Annotated in this window: 12 protein-coding genes; 3 read left to right on the top strand and 9 right to left on the bottom strand. The window is 72.4% G+C overall.

All coding sequences use genetic code 11. The features are described 5' to 3' along the window. Positions 1 to 105 precede the first annotated feature (105 nt). From ACFV6I_RS15000 to ACFV6I_RS14960, 9 genes are all read right to left on the bottom strand, one after another. A complete protein-coding gene (locus ACFV6I_RS15000) occupies positions 106 to 984 on the bottom strand; it encodes a CDP-alcohol phosphatidyltransferase family protein (RefSeq protein ID WP_030059975.1) in 879 nt (292 codons plus the stop codon). After that, positions 971 to 1,663 (bottom strand): phosphatidylserine decarboxylase, encoded by a 693-nt coding sequence (locus ACFV6I_RS14995; protein ID WP_371519410.1) that lies wholly within the window; start codon positions 1,661 to 1,663, stop codon positions 971 to 973. Before ACFV6I_RS14995 ends, ACFV6I_RS15000 begins: the two co-directional genes overlap by 14 nt. 535 nt (positions 1,664 to 2,198) lie before the next feature. After that, positions 2,199 to 3,401 (bottom strand): acyl-CoA dehydrogenase family protein, encoded by a 1,203-nt coding sequence (locus ACFV6I_RS14990; protein ID WP_063349591.1) that lies wholly within the window; start codon positions 3,399 to 3,401, stop codon positions 2,199 to 2,201. A 164-nt stretch (positions 3,402 to 3,565) separates the two neighbouring features. Continuing rightward, a complete protein-coding gene (locus tag ACFV6I_RS14985) occupies positions 3,566 to 4,069 on the bottom strand; it encodes a MaoC family dehydratase (RefSeq protein WP_380376418.1) in 504 nt (167 codons plus the stop codon). Between the two features lie 11 nt (positions 4,070 to 4,080). Further along, positions 4,081 to 5,043 (bottom strand): CoA ester lyase, encoded by a 963-nt coding sequence (locus ACFV6I_RS14980; protein WP_063349593.1) that lies wholly within the window; start codon positions 5,041 to 5,043, stop codon positions 4,081 to 4,083. A gap of 27 nt (positions 5,044 to 5,070) precedes the next feature. Then, complete coding sequence (locus tag ACFV6I_RS14975; RefSeq protein ID WP_063349594.1) at positions 5,071 to 7,098, bottom strand: protein meaA; 2,028 nt, start codon at positions 7,096 to 7,098, stop codon at positions 5,071 to 5,073. Between the two features lie 10 nt (positions 7,099 to 7,108). Then, positions 7,109 to 8,446, bottom strand: coding sequence for a crotonyl-CoA carboxylase/reductase (ccrA, locus tag ACFV6I_RS14970; protein WP_063349595.1), 1,338 nt, complete (start codon positions 8,444 to 8,446; stop codon positions 7,109 to 7,111). A 366-nt stretch (positions 8,447 to 8,812) separates the two neighbouring features. Then, a complete protein-coding gene (locus ACFV6I_RS14965) occupies positions 8,813 to 9,733 on the bottom strand; it encodes a TetR family transcriptional regulator (RefSeq protein ID WP_371519426.1) in 921 nt (306 codons plus the stop codon). 209 nt (positions 9,734 to 9,942) lie between these two features. Continuing rightward, positions 9,943 to 11,718, bottom strand: a complete 1,776-nt coding sequence (locus ACFV6I_RS14960; protein ID WP_380425514.1) for a 3-hydroxyacyl-CoA dehydrogenase family protein — start codon at positions 11,716 to 11,718, stop codon at positions 9,943 to 9,945. A gap of 531 nt (positions 11,719 to 12,249) precedes the next feature. On the opposite strand from ACFV6I_RS14960, the gene ACFV6I_RS14955 reads away from it, so the two are divergent. The 3 genes from ACFV6I_RS14955 (at position 12,250) to ACFV6I_RS14945 (ending at position 16,540) form a co-directional block, all read left to right on the top strand. Next, positions 12,250 to 13,704: a glutamine synthetase gene (locus ACFV6I_RS14955; RefSeq protein WP_380425512.1), complete on the top strand. Its 1,455-nt coding sequence runs from the start codon at positions 12,250 to 12,252 to the stop codon at positions 13,702 to 13,704. A gap of 3 nt (positions 13,705 to 13,707) precedes the next feature. Continuing rightward, positions 13,708 to 14,844 (top strand): amidohydrolase family protein, encoded by a 1,137-nt coding sequence (locus ACFV6I_RS14950; protein WP_380425510.1) that lies wholly within the window; start codon positions 13,708 to 13,710, stop codon positions 14,842 to 14,844. A 208-nt stretch (positions 14,845 to 15,052) separates the two neighbouring features. After that, positions 15,053 to 16,540: a S8 family serine peptidase gene (locus ACFV6I_RS14945; protein ID WP_063349599.1), complete on the top strand. Its 1,488-nt coding sequence runs from the start codon at positions 15,053 to 15,055 to the stop codon at positions 16,538 to 16,540. Positions 16,541 to 16,677: the final 137 nt, after the last annotated feature.

Below are 16,677 nucleotides of genomic sequence, written 5' to 3'. Positions count from 1 at the left end.
CGCGCCCCCCCCCCGTCGCCCCCCCCCGCCCTCCAGCGCCCGCCCTCACCCCGCCGGGGCCCGCCCGCCGCCCCCCCCCCCCCCCCCTCTCGCGTACGGGAACGACTAGCCGAGGCGGGACTCCGCCCGCCTGGCGCGGACGTCGCCGACCTTCTGTCCGACCTTGCGCCGGATGACCAGCAGTGGGGCCATCGCGGCGAGCGTGATCTGGGCGAAGGCGCCGACGTGCATCAGGGCGTCGCCGCCGGGCAGGCCGGTCGCCCAGGCCGCGAGGCAGCCGATGGAGACGACGATCCAGCACAGCGTGGCGGTGGCCAGCAGCCCCTGGGGCTTGGGGTACTCGATCCGGCTGACCATGAGGTACGCGGCGCCGAAGATGGCGAGCAGACCGGGCAGGAACGGCGGGTCGAGCAGCACGATGGCGATCACCGTCATCGCGCCCATCGGGCAGGGCATGCCCTGGAACACCCCGGGTCGCATCTTGACGGCGGAGAAGCGGGCGAGCCGCAGGACGACCGCGAGCAGGACGGTGATCGCGATGAGCGCCGAGAGCTTGCTGTTGGAGCCCTGCGAGACCATGCCCCAGACGGCGACGAAGTAGGCCGGCGCGATGCCGAAGCTGATCAGGTCGGCCAGGTTGTCCAGTTCCGCTCCGAGGGCGGAGGAGCGGAGCTTGCGCGCCACCAGCCCGTCGAAGAGGTCGCACATGGAGCCGATGAGCAGCAGCGTGACCGCGGTGGCGGCGCTGTGCCGGTCGGGTGCGGCGTCCGGGTTGGTGATGTGCGGGACGAGGACCCCGGTGGTGATCGAGTAGATCGCCAGGAAGCCGCAGACGGCGTTCCCCAGGGTCAGGAAGTCGGCGGTGGACAGGTGCTGGGGAGAGCGCGGGGCGCGCAGCTCGCGGTCGCGCGCCCAGCGGCGACGGCGCAGGGCCGTCTCCTCGTCGTCCAGGCCGACGATTGTCTCAGGATCAGTCACGGTCAAGGCGCGTCACCCCGGCTGTGGTCTTCTGGCCGACCTCGACGCCGACCTCGACGCCGGCCGGCAGGTAGGTGTCGACCCGGGAGCCGAACCGGATCAGGCCGATCCGGTCGCCCTGCTCGACCTTGGTACCGGCGGCGACGTACGGCACGATGCGACGGGCCACGGCCCCCGCGATCTGCACCATCTCGATGTCGCCGAGCTCGGTGTCGAAGTGCCAGACGACCCGCTCGTTCTGGTCGCTGTCCTTGTTGAACGCGGGGACGAAGCCGCCCGCGACGTGCTCGACCGACGTCACCGTGCCGGGCAGGGGCGCGCGGTTGACGTGGACGTTGAGCGGGCTCATGAAGATCGCGACCCGGGTGCGGCCGTCCGGCCAGGCGTCGATGCTCTGCACCACGCCGTCGGCGGGGGAGATCACTCTGCCCGCGCCGATCTCACGCTCGGGGTCGCGGAAGAACCACAGCATGCCCGCGCTGAGCGCACAGGCGGGTACCGCTGCCAGGGCCCACTTGCCGCTGCGCCGGGTGAGGGCGGTGGTCACGGCGGCCGTGGCGAGGGTGGGGACGAACCAGGGGGTGGCTCCGCGCGCGATGGTCACGCGGGGTCGCCGACCGGCCGTCGTGGCTGCGAGGGCATCGCGGTCCGTGACGGAGGTGTGAGGGGACGGGCTGATGGGCATCGAAGACCTTTGTCGCGGGGGATCATGGCCGCTGGACGGGGGCCACCGCGGGATCGGGTAATAGAGGGACGGCTTGCTGTCCCGGTGGATGCTATCGGGAGCACACGGTGGGTGGGCAACCCGCCTGCTCGTTCACGTGTCCGATGGAAGCGCGTGTGCGCGTCCCACCTCTACGACCGTAGCTCGCCCCGGTCCGGTTCCCAAGGGACCGGACGGGGCTGGTGACACTTGTCTCAACAGGCCCGTCGGCGGAACCCGGTGGGCGGAACGGGCCGTTCGCGGTCCGCCGGGGGCGCGGGACACGGCCTGTCGAGGGTGTGCGGAAGCGGCCGCGGGGCGTGTCGTTGCAGCTGTACGCCCTGCGGCCGCTCCCGGAGGGCCGTGCCGGACCCAGGCGGACCAGGCCGGGGTCGTGATGGGCACGGCGGGTGGCCGGGACGGGCCCGCACGCCCGTCGACCGGCGGTTCGGAAGGGGTCGTCCAGCCGGCCCGGAGCGCCCCGGGGGCCGCTCGTCGAGCCGGGGTGACCCGGTGCTCACTCCGCGATCCGGTACTCCTCCAGGAGCCGGCGTCCGACGATCATCTTCTGGATCTCCGCAGTTCCTTCACCGATGAGCAGCATCGGGGCCTCGCGGTAGAGCCGTTCGATCTCGTACTCCTTGGAGAAGCCGTAGCCGCCGTGGATGCGGAAGGCGTCCTCGACGACCTCCTTGCAGTACTCGGAGGCGAGGTACTTGGCCATGCCGGCTTCGAGGTCGTTGCGCTCGCCGCCGTCCTTCTTGCGGGCGGCCATGACCATCATCTGGTGGGCGGCCTCGACCTTGGTGGCCATCTCGGCGAGCTTGAACTGGATGGCCTGGTGCTCGGCGATCTTCTTGCCGAAGGTGGAGCGCTGCTGGGCGTAGGAGATGCCGAGTTCGAAGGCGCGGCGGGCGACGCCGCAGCCGCGGGCGGCGACGTTGACGCGGCCGACCTCGACGCCGTCCATCATCTGGTAGAAGCCGCGCCCGGGGACGCCGCCGAGGATGCGGTCGGCCGGGATCCGGACGTCCTGGAGGACCAGTTCGGTGGTGTCGACGCCCTTGTAGCCCATCTTCTCGATCTTCCCGGGCACGGTGAGGCCGGGGACGGTCGGGTTCGGGCCGAATCCGGGGGTCTTCTCGATCAGGAAGGTGGTCATGTTCTTGTACGGGGTGCTGCCGCCCTCGTCGGTCTTGCACAGGACCGCGACGAGGGTGGAGGTGCCGCCGTTGGTGAGCCACATCTTCTGGCCGTTGAGGACGTAGAACTCCCCGTCCTTGACGCCCTTGGTGGAGATGGCCGAAACGTCGGAGCCGAGGCCGGGCTCGGACATCGAGAACGCGCCGCGGATTTCCCCGGCGGCCATCTTCGGCAGGAAGTGGTCCTTCTGTTCCTGGGTGCCGTGGGCGTTGATCATGTGCGCCACGATGAAGTGGGTGTTGACGATGCCGGACACGCTCATCCAGCCGCGGGCGATCTCCTCGACCACCAGGGCGTAGGTGAGCAGCGACTCGCCGAGGCCGCCGTACTCCTCGGGGATGGTGAGGCCGAAGAGGCCGAGCTGCTTCATCCCCTCGACGATGGCGGTCGGGTACTCGTCCTTGTGTTCCAGCTCGGTCGCGACCGGAATGATCTCCTTGTCGACGAAATCCCGCACGGTGGCGAGGATGTCCCGCTGGATCTCGGTGAGGCCGTCGGTCTGTGCCAGGCGTCCCATCGTGCGGCTCCGAAAGGTTTGAGGGGGCGGGGGGGGGGGGGATTGCCGGGGGCCCTGCCGGCGTGGCTGCGGCAGCAGGGCCCCCGTTCCGGGTGGGGGTCGGCCGATGACGGCGGCCGGCCCCTCCGGGGTCTGGGGAGATCCGGGGTCCCAGGAAAGGGGTCCTAGGAAAGGGGAGTCGGGCGGCCGGGCTGCTCGCCGCCGCGCTCCTTGATGTACGTCCCGGTCGGCACCATCACCTTGCGGCGGAAGATGCAGACGACCGTGCCGTCCTGCTTGTACCCCTTGGTCTCGACGTACACGATGCCGCGGTCGTCCTTGGACTTGGACGGCCACTTGTCGAGCACGGTGGTCTCGCCGTAGAGGGTGTCGCCGTGGAAGGTCGGCGCGACGTGCCGCAGCGACTCGATCTCCAGGTTGGCGATGGCCTTGCCGGAGACGTCCGGGACGGACATGCCCAGCAGCAGCGAGTAGATGTAGTTGCCCACCACCACGTTCCTGCCGAAGTCCGTCGTCCGCTCGGCGTAGTTGGTGTCCAGGTGGAGCGGGTGGTGGTTCATGGTGAGCAGGCAGAAGAGGTGGTCGTCGTATTCGGTGACGGTCTTGCCGGGCCAGTGCTTGTAGACCGCGCCGACCTCGAACTCCTCGTAGGTGCGTCCGAACTGCATCGCGGCGGGCCTCAGCTTTCCGGGATCTCGAACTTGGTGGTGCGCTCCAGGCCGGCGGCCCGGCCCTTGCCGGCGATGACCAGGGCCATCTTGCGGCTGGCCTCGTCGATCATCTCGTCGCCGAGCATCGCGGAGCCCTTGGCGCCGCCCGCCTCGGAGGTGCACCAGTCGTAGGCGTCGAGGATCAGCTCGGCGTGGTCGTAGTCCTCCTGGGAGGGCGAGAAGATCTCGTTCGCGGCGCCGACCTGGTCGGGGTGGAGCACCCACTTGCCGTCGAAGCCGAGGGCGGCGGCGCGCCGGGCGACCTCGCGGTAGCCCTCCTGGTTGCGGATCTGCAGGTACGGGCCGTCGATGGCCTGGAGGTCGTTGGCGCGGGCGGCCATCAGGATGCGCATCAGGATGTAGTGGTAGGCGTCGGCCGGGTAGCCGGCCGGCTGCTCGCCGACCACCAGGGACTTCATGTTGATGGAGGCCATGAAGTCGGCGGGGCCGAAGATGATGGTCTCCAGCCGGGGCGAGGCCTCGGCGATGGCGTCGACGTTGACCAGGCCCTTGGCGTTCTCGATCTGCGCCTCGATGCCGATCCGGCCGACCTCGAAGCCCATGGTCTTCTCGATCTGGGTGAGCAGCAGGTCGAGCGCCTTGACCTGCTCGGCGTCCTGGACCTTGGGCAGCATGATGCAGTCGAGGTTGGGGCCGGCGCCCTCGACGACGGTGATCACGTCGCGGTAGGTCCAGTGGGTGGTCCAGTCGTTGACCCGGACGACGCGGGTCTTGCCGCCCCAGTCGCCGTTGTTGAGCGCGTCGACGATGTGGTGGCGGGCGCCCTCCTTGGCCAGGGGGGCGCAGGCGTCCTCCAGGTCGAGGAAGACCTGGTCGGCGGGGAGGCCCTGGGCCTTCTCCAGGAAGCGCGGGTTGCTGCCGGGCACGGCGAGGCAGGAGCGGCGCGGGCGCAGACGGTTGACGGTAGCCATGAGGGTGGGTCGGTTCCTTCCCAGTGGTCAGCTGGTGGGCGCGGGTGCGGGCGTCCAGGGCTGGAGCTTGTTGGCGAGCCGGATCTCGTCCACGATCCGGCCGATGATGGTGGTGATGCCGAAGTCCTTCGGGGTGAACACGGCGGCGACGCCGGCGGCCTTGAGGGCCTCGCCGTCCGCTGCCGGGATGATGCCACCCACGATCACCGGGACATCCTGCACCCCGGCCCGGCGCAGCCGGCGCAGGACGTCGGGCACCAGCTCGCAGTGGGCGCCGGAGAGGATCGACAGGCCCACGCAGTGCACGTCCTCCGCGACGGCGGCGGAGACGATCTGCTCGGGGGTCAGCCGGATGCCCTGGTAGACCACCTCGAACCCGGCGTCGCGGGCCCGGACGGCGATCTGCTCGGCGCCGTTGGAGTGTCCGTCCAGGCCGGGCTTGCCGACCAGCAGGCGCAGTTTGCCGGAGCCCAGTTCCTCGGCGGTGGCGGCGACGGCGGCGCGCACCGCGGCCAGTTCCCCGCCGGGTTCGGCGGCCACCGCGACCGGGGCGCCGCCGACGCCGGTGGGCGCGCGGTACTCGCCGAAGACCTCGCGCAGGGCGAAGGCCCACTCGCCGGTGGTGACGCCGGCCCGGGCGCAGGCGAGCGTGGCCGGCACCAGGTTGGCGTCGGTGGCCGCGGTGGCCTTGAGCTCGGCCAGCGCGGTCTGGACGGCGGCCTCGTCGCGCTGTCCGCGCCAGGCCTCCAGGGCGGCGAGCACGGACTGCTCGGAGGCCGGGTCGACGACCATGATGGCGGTGTCGAGGTCGGCCGTGAGCGGGCTCTCCTCGGTGGTGTCGAAGCAGTTGACGCCGACGATCTTGTCCTCGCCGGACTCGATCCGGGCCCGCCGGGCGGCGTGCGAGGAGACCAGGTTGGACTTCAGGTAGCCGGACTCCACGGCGGGAATGACCCCGCCCATCGCCAGCACCTTGGCGATCTCCGCCTCGGCGCCGGCCAGCAGGTCGGCGGTCTTGGCCTCGATCACCTCGGAGCCGTTGAAGAGGTCGCCGTACTCCAGCAGGTCCGACTCGTAGGCCAGCACCTGCTGGATCCGCAGCGACCACTGCTGGTCCCAGGGCCGGGGCAGGCCCAGCGCCTCGTTCCAGGCGGGCAGTTGGACGGCGCGGGCGCGGGCGTCCTTGGAGAGGGTGACGGCCAGCATCTCCAGGACGATCCGCTGGACGTTGTTCTCCGGCTGGGCCTCGGTCAGGCCGAGCGAGTTGACCTGGACGCCGTAGCGGAAGCGGCGCTGCTTCGGGTCCTGGACGCCGTAGCGCTCCAGCGTGACCTTCTCCCACAGCTGGGCGAAGGCGCGCATCTTGCACATCTCCTCGACGAAGCGCACGCCGGCGTTGACGAAGAAGGAGATCCGGGCGACCACCTCGCCCATCCGCTCGGCCGGCACCTGGCCGGAGTCGCGGACGGCGTCGAGCACCGAGATGGCGGTGCACATCGCGTAGGCGATCTCCTGGACGGGCGTGGCCCCGGCCTCCTGCAGGTGGTAGCTGCAGATGTTGATCGGGTTCCACTTGGGGATGCGGCCGACGGTGTAGGCGATCATGTCGGTGATCAGGCGCACCGAGGGGCCGGGCGGGAAGACGTGCGTCCCGCGCGACAGGTACTCCTTGACGATGTCGTTCTGGGTGGTGCCGGTGAGCTTGGCGATGTCGGCGCCCTGCTCCTCGGCGACCACCTGGTAGAGCGCCAGCAGCCACATCGCGGTGGCGTTGATCGTCATGGAGGTGTTGGTCTGTTCGAGCGGGATGCCGTCGAACAGGGTGCGCATGTCGCCGACGTGGCCGACCGGGACGCCGACCCGGCCCACCTCGCCGCGGGCGAGAAGGTGGTCGGAGTCGTAGCCGGTCTGGGTCGGCAGGTCGAAGGCGACGGACAGGCCCGTCTGGCCCTTCGCCAGGTTCCGCCGGTAGAGCGCGTTGGAGTCGCTCGCGGTGGAGTGCCCGGCGTAGGTGCGCATCAGCCAGGGGCGGTCGCGCTCGTGCTGATCGGTCATCGGATCTGCCTCAGACGTTCCGGAAGCGGTTGATCGCCGGCAGGTGCAGCTCGCGCAGCGCGTGGTCGCGCACGCCCAGGCCCTCCTCCGGCGCCAGGCAGAGCACGCCGACCTTGCCCTGGTGCTTGTTGTGGTGCACGTCGAGGGCGGCCTGGCCGGTCTCCTCCAGGGAGTAGACCTTGGACAGGGTCGGGTGGATCTTGCCCTTGGCGATCAGGCGGTTGGCCTCGAAGGCCTCGCGGTAGTTGGCGAAGTGCGAGCCGACGATGCGCTTGAGCGACATCCACAGGTAGCGGTTGTCGTACTGGTGCATGAAGCCGGAGGTGGAGGCGCAGGTGACGATGGTGCCGCCCTTGCGGGTGACGTACACCGAGGCGCCGAAGGTCTCCCGGCCCGGGTGCTCGAAGACGATGTCGACGTCCTCGCCGCCGGTGAACTCGCGGATCTTCGCGCCCAGGCGCTTCCACTCGCGCGGGTCCTGGGTGTGCTCGTCCTTCCAGAACTTGTAGCCCTCGGCGGAGCGGTCGATGATCGCCTCGGCGCCCATGGCGCGGCAGATCCCGGCCTTCTGGTCGTTGGAGACCACGCAGATCGGGGTGGCGCCGCCGGCCAGCGCGTACTGGGTGGCGTACGAGCCGAGGCCGCCGCTGGCGCCCCAGATCAGCACGTTGTCGCCCTGCTTCATGCCGGCGCCGTTGCGCGAGACCAGCTGGCGGTACGCGGTGGAGTTGACCAGGCCGGGGGAGGCGGCCTCCTCCCAGGTGAGGTGCTTGGGCTTGGGCAGCAGCTGGTTGGTCTTCACCAGGGCGATCTGGGCCAGCCCGCCGAAGTTGGTCTCGAAGCCCCAGATGCGCTGCTCCGGGTCCATCATCGTGTCGTTGTGGCCGTCCGGGGACTCCAGCTCGACGGAGAGGCAGTGCGCGACGACCTCGTCGCCGGGCTTCCAGGCGTTGACGCCGGCGCCGGTGCGCAGCACCACGCCCGCGAGGTCGGAGCCGAGGACGTGGTACGGCAGGTCGTGGCGCTTGGTGAGCGGCGACAGCCGGCCGTAGCGCTCCAGGAAGGAGAAGGTGGAGACCGGCTCGAAGATCGAGCTCCAGACGGTGTTGTAGTTCACCGCGCTGGCCATGACGGCGACCAGGGCCTCGCCGGGGCCCAGCTCGGGCAGGGCGACCTCGTCGAGGTGAAGGGACTTGCGGGGGTCCTTGTCGCGGCTGTCGAGGCCCGCGAACAGCTGCTCCTCGTCCTTGTGGAGCGTCACCGCTCGGTAGGACTCGGGAAGCTTGACGGCGGCGAAGTCCTCCGACGTGGCGTCGTTGCTGAGGATCGCGTCGAGGATTTCCTGCATGGCTGCCTCCGAAGGCGTACCTGTGTGAGGGCACAGGGCGTCTGGGGTAGCCGGGAGCGGACACCGGCTTCGCTGAGGTGGGTGGTGGTGGTCGGGCTGGGCGCCCGGGGTGGACCGGGCCGAACGCGCACTGCTCCCGGGGTGTGGGAACGCCGGACGACGGCGCGCCGAGGTGGGGAGCCGCGGCGCCGCGACTGGTGAGTAACAAGGTAGTGGCACCCTGTGCCACTCGTAAAGACACCGGGTGTCACGAATTCCGGCGCGCTGGAACGGCCCTCGAACGCGCTGCGGCGGACGCCGAAAGGGCCCGCGCCGACTGCTCGACGCGGGCCCTCGATATCGCTCTGACCTGGCTAGATGGTGACCTCAGGACTCCCTGGCGCCACTCAGTGCGGCCCGGATGCTGTCCACCACCACGTCCAGCGGGGCGTCCGTCCGGGCGACTGTGATGAGCACCTCACCTCCAGGGCTGGCACTCAGTGCGCTCTCGGCCAGCACGTCACCGGGAGCCCCATTGGCACCCGGTGCCACCAGGGAGCCGCGGCGTCTGGCACCCGGCGTGCTGGCGGCCCAGAAAGTCCGCCGGATCACCTCGAAGGAGTGGTCCAGCTGCGCCTCCACGTCCCCGCGCCCGCCGGCCCGCAGCCAGCGCCGCAGCACGTGGTTGTGCGCCGCGACGACCGCCGCCGCCGATACCTCGGCCAGCATCGAGTCGTCCTCGCCGCCGCGCTGCCAGCCCGACGGGATGGACTCGCCGGTGTCGAAGCGGCCCAGCAGGTACCGGGTGAACAGCCGCTCGTACCGGGCCACCACGGCGATCTCCCGCTCGCGCAGCGCCGGGACCTGACGGATCAGCTGGTACCGCGCGACCGACACCCCCGGCGTCGAGGCGTACATCCGCAGCACCTCCTTGATGCCGCGGCAGACCACGTCCAGCGGGTGCTCCTCCGGCTCGGCGCTGGCCAGCAGGTCGGCCACCCGGACGAGGGTGTCGTCGTGGTCCGGGAAGATCGCCTCCTCCTTCGACCGGAAGTACCGGAAGAAGGTCCGCCGGGCCACCCCGGCGGCGGCCGCGATCTGGTCGACCGTGGTCTCCTCGTAGCCCTGCGAGGAGAACAGCTCCATCGCGGCCGTGGCCAGGTCCTGACGCATCTGCTGGCGCTGCGCCGCCGCCCGGCGGCTGCCCGGCCCCCCTTCCGGCCCGGTGCCCCCGGTCGAGGAGGCCGTCCGGTCGGCGCCGCGCGGTCCGGCGGAGTGCTGCGGGGTGGCTGACTGAACCCGATCCATGTCCGGAACGCTACACGGCCCCGGCGGTTCGGCCGCGGCCCTTCCCCGACGGACCGGTGCGACCGGGCCGGTGACGGCCGGTCTGGGCCAGCGCGCGGACACCGTCCCCGGGCTCCAGCCCGGTCTGACCGGGCCCGACCCGGCCGCGGACGGCCCGGCCCCGGGCGGCGCCGCCTCGCGCGCGGCGGCGCCCCCGGCAGCTGGCGTGGTCACCGGCGCGCGTGGTCGCGGAAGCCGCGGCCGGTCTTGCGGCCCAGGCAGCCGGCGGCGACCAGGTGCTCCAGCAGCGGTGCGGCCGCCAGGCCCGGCTCGCGGAACTCCTGGTGCAGCACCTGCTCGATGGTCAGCGAGACGTCCAGGCCGACCACGTCCAACAGCTCGAACGGGCCCATCGGGTAGCCGCAGCCCAGCTTCATCGCGGTGTCGATGTCGTCCACCGTCGCGTAGTGCTCCTGGAGCATCCGCACCGCGTCGTTCAGGTAGGGGAAGAGCAGCGCGTTGACGATGAAGCCGGCCCGGTCGCCGCACTCCACCGGGTGCTTGCGGACCTCGGCGGTCAGCTCCAGCACGGTCGCGGTGACGTCCGGCGCGGTCAGCACGGTGGAGACCACCTCGACCAGCTTCATGGCCGGCGCCGGGTTGAAGAAGTGCATGCCGATCACGTCCTGCGGCCGCGAGGTGGCGGTCGCGCAGCTGATCACCGGCAGCGAGGAGGTGGTGGTGGCGAGCACCGCGCCCGGCCTGACGATCTTGTCCAGGGCGGCGAACAGCTCGCGCTTGACCGTCAGGTCCTCGGCCACCGCCTCGATCACCAGGTCCACCTCGGCCAGTTCGGCGTACTGGCCGACCGGGGTGACCAGCGCCAGCGCGGCGTCCCGCGCCTGCGCGCTCAGCCGGCCCCGGTCGACCGCGCGCGCCAGCGACTTCGCCAGCTGCGCCTTGGCCCGGTCGGCCTTCTCCTGGCTGCGGGCGGCCAGCAGCACCGGGCGGCCGGCCTTGGCGAAGACCTCGGCGATGCCGGTCGCCATGGTGCCCGAGCCGCAGACGCCGACCGTGCGGACCTCCCGGCCCGCCACCGCGGCCCGCGCCGGGCCGGTCGCCGCGTCGACGGCCCTGGACGAGCCGGGCGCCTCGTAGGTGTAGAAGCCGCGGCCGGACTTGCGGCCCAGCAGCCCGGCCGCGACCAGCTGGCCGAGGATCGGGGCGGGCGCGTGCAGGCGGTCCCGGGACTGCTCGTACATTGCCTCCAGGACGGTCCGCGCGGTGTCCACGCCGATCAGGTCGAGCAGCGCCAGCGGGCCCATCGGCAGGCCGCAGCCGAGCCGCATCGCGGCGTCGATGTCCTCCCGGGAGGCGTACTTGGACTCGTACATCGCGGCGGCCTGGTTCAGGTACGCGAACAGCAGGCCGTTGACCACGAAGCCGGCCCGGTCGCCGGCCGCCACCGGCTCCTTGCCGAGGTCCCGGGCGAACGCGGCGGCGTCCTCGGCGACCTGCGGGGAGGTCAGCACCGTGCGGACCACCTCGACCAGCTTCATGCTGTGCACCGGGTTGAAGAAGTGCAGGCCCAGCACCCGCTCCGGGCGGGCGGTCGCGGCGGCGATCCGGGTCACCGAGAGCGCGGTGGTGCCGGTGGCCAGCACCGTCCCCGCCGGGCAGATCCGGTCCAGCTCGGCGAAGAGCTCCCGCTTCAGCTCCAGCTGCTCGGGCACCTCCTCGACCACCAGCTCGGCCCCGGCGGCGGCCGACAGCTCGTGGCCGACCGAGATCAGCGCCAGCAGCGCGGTGCGCTCCCCGGCGGTGATCCGCTCCCGGTCGACCGCGTGCGCGGTCGCCTCCTCGATCCGGGCCAGTGCCCGGGCGGCAGAGTCCTCGGTGGCCTCGATGCCGATCACCCGGCGGCCGCTCCTGGCGACGGCCACCGCGACACCGGCACCCATCGTGCCGAGGCCGACGACGGCGACCGTGGAAAAGGGACGCTCCATCTGTCCTGACTCCTAGTCCTGAAGGGCCCGCGCACGCCCCGGCGGGCGGGCCGCCGCGCCCGCGCGTGCGGCGGGGGCGGCCGCCGCCGGGGGAGGGTCCGCGCGCGGGGCTGGGGAGATGACGGGTTCCGGCACACGGCCCCGGCGGCCGGTCCGCTCCGGCCGAACTGAGGGGTGTGCCGTGGTGCTCAGGCGCTCAAGGGTGAAAGGAAGCGGCTCTGATACGAGGAAGGAGACCCGGCCCGCCGCGGTTCGCGGCGCCGGCCGGTGAATGACGCACCGCGCGCCCGCCGTGGACACGGCGACCGCAGGCCCCCGCCGGTGCGGCTCCCGTAGCCCGGCGGTGGTGCGTCCGGCCACTGTAGCGAAGCTACCCGCGAGTAGGAAGGGGTGCGGGCGTCACAAAAGGCATCCGGACGGCGGGGCGGGGTCCGGTGGCGGCCCGAACGGGTGAACGGGCGGACGGACGTCCACGGGGACCACCCGATAGGGGAGTTACCCGGCCGCGGCGGGCGGGGCAGCATGGGGGGCATGACCCTCGGAACCGCCGCCGGCCCCGCCGCGTCCGCCTCCGGCTCCACCGGCCCGGCCGGAGGCCTCGGCGGGCACCTCGCCGCCGTCACGCTGCCCCCGCGCGCCGCGCGCGTCGAACAGGCCGAGGCCGCCGTCGACCGACTGCGCACCGCCGCCGTCGACGCGGTGGCCGTCACCTGGGTGGACAACGCGGGCATCACCCGGGTCAAGGCCGTCCCGCTGGGCGCCCTGGTGCACGCCGCGCAGTGGGGCGTAGGCACCGCACCCTGCTTCGACGTCTTCCTCGCCGACGACGGCATCACCACCAGCCCGAGCACCGGCGGCCCCACCGGGGACCTGCGGCTCTACCCCGACCTCGACCGGGTCGTCCCGCTGGCCGCCCAGCCCGGCTGGGCCTGGGCCCCGGGGGACCGGCACACCCAGGCCGGCACCCCGCACCCCGGCTGCCAGCGGCTGTTCGCCCGCCGGATGGAGGCCGCGGCCGCCGAGCGCGGGCTGACCCTGCGGGCCGGCATCGAGGTCGAGTGGGTGGTCGCCCTCGCCGGCGGCCCGCAGGAGGAGCCGCAGTACCCGACGCACGGCCCCGCGTACGGGATGCACCGGCTCACCGACCTCACCGACTACCTGCGGGACGTCCTGCGCGCCCTCGGCGAGCAGGGGCTGACCGTCCTGCAGATCCACCCCGAGTACGCCCCGGGCCAGTTCGAGGTCTCGGTGGCCCCCGAGGGCCCGGTCGGCGCCGCCGACACCTCCGTCCTGGTCCGGCACACCGTGCGGGCCGTCTCCGCCCGGCACGGCCTGCGGGTCTCCTTCGCCCCCGTGGTCGAGCCCGGTGCGGTCGGCAACGGCGGGCACCTGCACCTGAGCCTCTGGCGGGACGGCCGCAACCTCGGCCACGGCGGCCCCGGCCCGTACGGCCTGACCGCCGAGGCCGAGGGCTTCCTCGCCGGGGTGCTCGGCGCGCTGCCCGAACTCCTGGTGCTGGGCTGCTCCAGCCCGGCCGGCTACCTGCGGCTGGTGCCCTCGCACTGGGCCGGCGCCTACCAGTGCTGGGGCCTGGAGAACCGCGAGGCCGCGCTGCGCCTGGTGACGGGCTCCACGGGGGAGCGGGCCGACGCCGCCAACGCCGAGATCAAGTGCTTCGACGCCAGCGCCAATCCGTACCTGGCGGTCGGCGCGGTGCTCGCCGCCGGTCTCGCCGGCCTCGACCAACACCGGGAGCTGCCAACGGAGTTCACCGGCGACCCGGCCGCCGCCGAGCCCGGCGCGGTGCCCCGGCTGCCGACCGGACCGGCGCAGGCGCTGGCCGCGTACGAGCGCTCGGCGGTGCTGCGGGAGGCGCTCGGCGGGCCGCTGTACGAGGCGGTGCTGGCGGTGCGCCGGGCGGAGGGCGAGCAGTACGCCGCCGCCACCCCCGAGCAACTGGTCGCCGCCACCCGCTGGCGGTACTGACCGGTGCACGCCGGGGCCCCGGCGGTGCCCGCGCTGGTCGACCACCACTGCCACAGCGTGGTGGCGGCCGACCTCGCCGACGACGCCCTGGCCGGGCTGCTCACCGAGTCCGACCGGCCGCCCGCGCCCGGCTGTTCGCCCTTCGACAGCGCGCTCGGCCTGGCCGTCCGGCGCTGGTGCCCGCCCGTTCTCGGCCTGCCCGCGCACGCCCCGGCCGCCGACTACCTGGCCCGGCGGCGGGAGCTGGGCGGCGCCGAGGCCACCCGCCGGCTGCTGGCCGCGGCCGGGCTGGACACCTGCCTGGTGGACACCGGGCTGACCGCCGCCGCGGGCCTTCCGCTGCTGCCGCTCGGCGAACTGGCCGCGGCCGCCGGGGCGGTGGTGCACGAGGTGGTCCGGTTGGAGTCGGTGGCCGAAACGGTGGCGGGCCCGGCCGAGTCCTGGCCGCAGGCCGTCGGGGAGGCGCTGGCGGCGGCCGCCGCGGGTGCGGTCGCGGTCAAGTCGGTGCTCGCCTACCGGCACGGCCTGGCCGCCCCCGCCGAACGGCCCGCGCGGGCGGCGGTGGTGGCCGCGGCCGGCGCCTGGCTGCGCGGCGGGCGGGGCCGGCTGGCCGATCCGGTGCTGCTGCACCACCTGCTCTGGACGGCCGTGGACGTCTGTGCCGGGCTGGGCCTGCCGCTCCAACTCCACACCGGCTTCGGCGATCCCGACCTCACCCTGCACCGGGCCGATCCGTCGCTGCTGACCGGTTTCGTGCGCGCCGCCGAGCCGAGCGGCGTCCCGCTGGTGCTGCTGCACTGCTACCCGTACCACCGCCAGGCCGGGTGGCTGGCCCAGGCCTTCCCGACGGTGTACACCGACCTCGGGCTGACCGCCTCCTACACCGGCCCGCGGGTGGCTGCGGTGCTGGGCGAGATGCTGGAACTGGCGCCGTTCGGCAAGCTGTTGTTCTCCACCGACGCGTACGGGCTGCCCGAGTTGTACCTGGTGGGCGCCGCCCAGTTCCGGTACGGACTGGGGGCGGTGCTGGCCGACTGGCAGGCGGGTGGCGCCTGTTCGGCGGCGGACGCGCAGCGGCTGGCCCGGTTGGTCGCCGCCGACAACGCCCGGACGCTGTACTCACTGCCCGGCGCACCGTAGCACGTCGGCGGACCGTCACTTTTTAACACTCTTCAACTCTGTTGACATGTTGGGCCTCCGGACTCCTCGGTTCCGATGTTGGCCAACATGTGACGATTAGATGACTACCTCTTGCGCTTATCAGCGAATATTCATTAGCGTCCCGATCATTCCAGGCGCACCTGCCACACCGCAGCTGCCGCATGACGACTCGGGAGGGCCAACCCCTATGAGAGTTCCTCGGATCAGCCGGACCCGGTTCGCGGCGGTGGGCCTCGTGCTCGCCACCGCCGGCGCCCTCGCGCTCCCGGCCGGCACCGCCGTCGCGGCCCCCTCGGCGGGCTCGACGACCGGTCCGCTGCTCAGCTACGTCGTCAACACCAAGGCCAACCACGGCCAGGTGCAGAAGGTCGAGAAGGCGATCACCGCCCTCGGCGGCTCGGTGGTGTACTCGTACGAGCAGATCGGCGTCGTCATCGCCCGCTCGGACGACACCGCGTTCGCGCAGAAGCTGCGCCAGGCCAAGGGCGTCGACTCCGTCGGTGCCAGCCGCACCAAGGGCATCACCGCCGCCGACCAGGCCAAGGCCGACGTCGCCGCCGAGCCCTCCGCCGCGCCCGCCGCCGGTCAGGAGCCGTACGAGGCCAACCAGTGGGACATGCGCCAGATCGGTGTCGACAAGGCGCACAAGCTCTCGCTCGGCAGCCGCAACGTCACCGTCGGCGTGCTGGACTCCGGCATCGACGCGACGCACGAGGACCTGGCCGCCAACGTGGACGCCTCGCAGTCGGTCTCCTGCATCGACGGCGGCAAGCCGAACACCGACTGGAAGTCCTGGCAGCCCACCACCAGCGACCACGGCACCCACGTGGCCGGCACGATCGGCGCCGCCAAGAACGGCAAGGGCGTCGTCGGCATCGCCCCGAACGTGAAGCTGGCCGCGGTCAAGGTCGTCGACGACGGCGGGTTCATCTACCCCGAGTACGCGATCTGCGGCTTCGTGTGGGCCGGTGAGCACCAGTTCAAGGTGACCAACAACAGCTACTACGTCGACCCGTGGATGTTCAACTGCCCGAACGACAAGGACCAGGCCGCGATCAGCGCCGCCGTCCGCAAGGCGGTCTCGTTCTCGCAGCGCAAGGGCGTCCTCAACGTCGCCGCGGCGGGCAACGAGAACATCGACCTGGCGCACAAGACCGTTGACGTCTCCAGCCCGGACGACACCACCAAGGTGACCCGCCCGGTCACCAACGACTGCCTGTCGCTGCCGACCGAGCTGCCCGGCGTCATCGCCGTCTCCTCGGTGGGCGTCAAGGGCGACAAGGCGTACTACTCCAGCTACGGCAAGGGCGTCGTGACCGTCGCCGCGCCGGGTGGCGACCGCCGCTACCAGCTCCCGGACACCCCGGACAAGGACGGTCGGATCCTCTCCACCATCCCGGGCAACAAGTACGGCTACATGCAGGGCACCTCGATGGCCACCCCGCACGTCGTCGGCGTGGTCGCGCTGCTCGCCAGCACCTTCCCGTGGGCCAACCCGGACGAGCTGACCGAGCTGCTCACCAACCAGGCGGAGTCGCACCCCTGCCCGACCGGCGAGTACAACCCGGGCGGCACCGGCGCGTACAAGGCCACCTGCGAGGGCGGCGCGGACGACAACGGCTTCTACGGCGCGGGCATCATCAACGCCGAGAAGGCGGTCCAGTGGTGGCGCTGACGCGCTGACCACGGCGACACCTGAACACTGAGTCGGGGAGCGGGCCCAACCCGGGCCGCACCCCCGGCGGGTGGCGGGCGCCCCCCCCCGGGCCCCCCCCCCCCCCCCCCCCCCCCCGAACACCCGGGGGCCCCCCC

Source organism: Kitasatospora sp. NPDC059803 (assembly GCF_042732255.1).
Lineage (GTDB): Bacteria > Actinomycetota > Actinomycetes > Streptomycetales > Streptomycetaceae > Kitasatospora.
This window is presented reverse-complemented; position numbering and strand designations above follow the sequence as displayed.

Coding starts and splice junctions, on each gene's coding strand:
- ACFV6I_RS14995 (WP_371519410.1), bottom strand. CDS start 1,663: ATGCCCATCAGCCCGTCCCCTCACACCTCCGTCACGGACCGCGATGCC.
- ACFV6I_RS14990 (WP_063349591.1), bottom strand. CDS start 3,401: ATGGGACGCCTGGCACAGACCGACGGCCTCACCGAGATCCAGCGGGAC.
- ACFV6I_RS14985 (WP_380376418.1), bottom strand. CDS start 4,069: ATGCAGTTCGGACGCACCTACGAGGAGTTCGAGGTCGGCGCGGTCTAC.
- ACFV6I_RS14980 (WP_063349593.1), bottom strand. CDS start 5,043: ATGGCTACCGTCAACCGTCTGCGCCCGCGCCGCTCCTGCCTCGCCGTG.
- ACFV6I_RS14975 (WP_063349594.1), bottom strand. CDS start 7,098: ATGACCGATCAGCACGAGCGCGACCGCCCCTGGCTGATGCGCACCTAC.
- ccrA (WP_063349595.1), bottom strand. CDS start 8,446: ATGCAGGAAATCCTCGACGCGATCCTCAGCAACGACGCCACGTCGGAG.
- ACFV6I_RS14965 (WP_371519426.1), bottom strand. CDS start 9,733: ATGGATCGGGTTCAGTCAGCCACCCCGCAGCACTCCGCCGGACCGCGC.
- ACFV6I_RS14960 (WP_380425514.1), bottom strand. CDS start 11,718: ATGGAGCGTCCCTTTTCCACGGTCGCCGTCGTCGGCCTCGGCACGATG.
- ACFV6I_RS14955 (WP_380425512.1), top strand. CDS start 12,250: ATGACCCTCGGAACCGCCGCCGGCCCCGCCGCGTCCGCCTCCGGCTCC.
- ACFV6I_RS14945 (WP_063349599.1), top strand. CDS start 15,053: ATGAGAGTTCCTCGGATCAGCCGGACCCGGTTCGCGGCGGTGGGCCTC.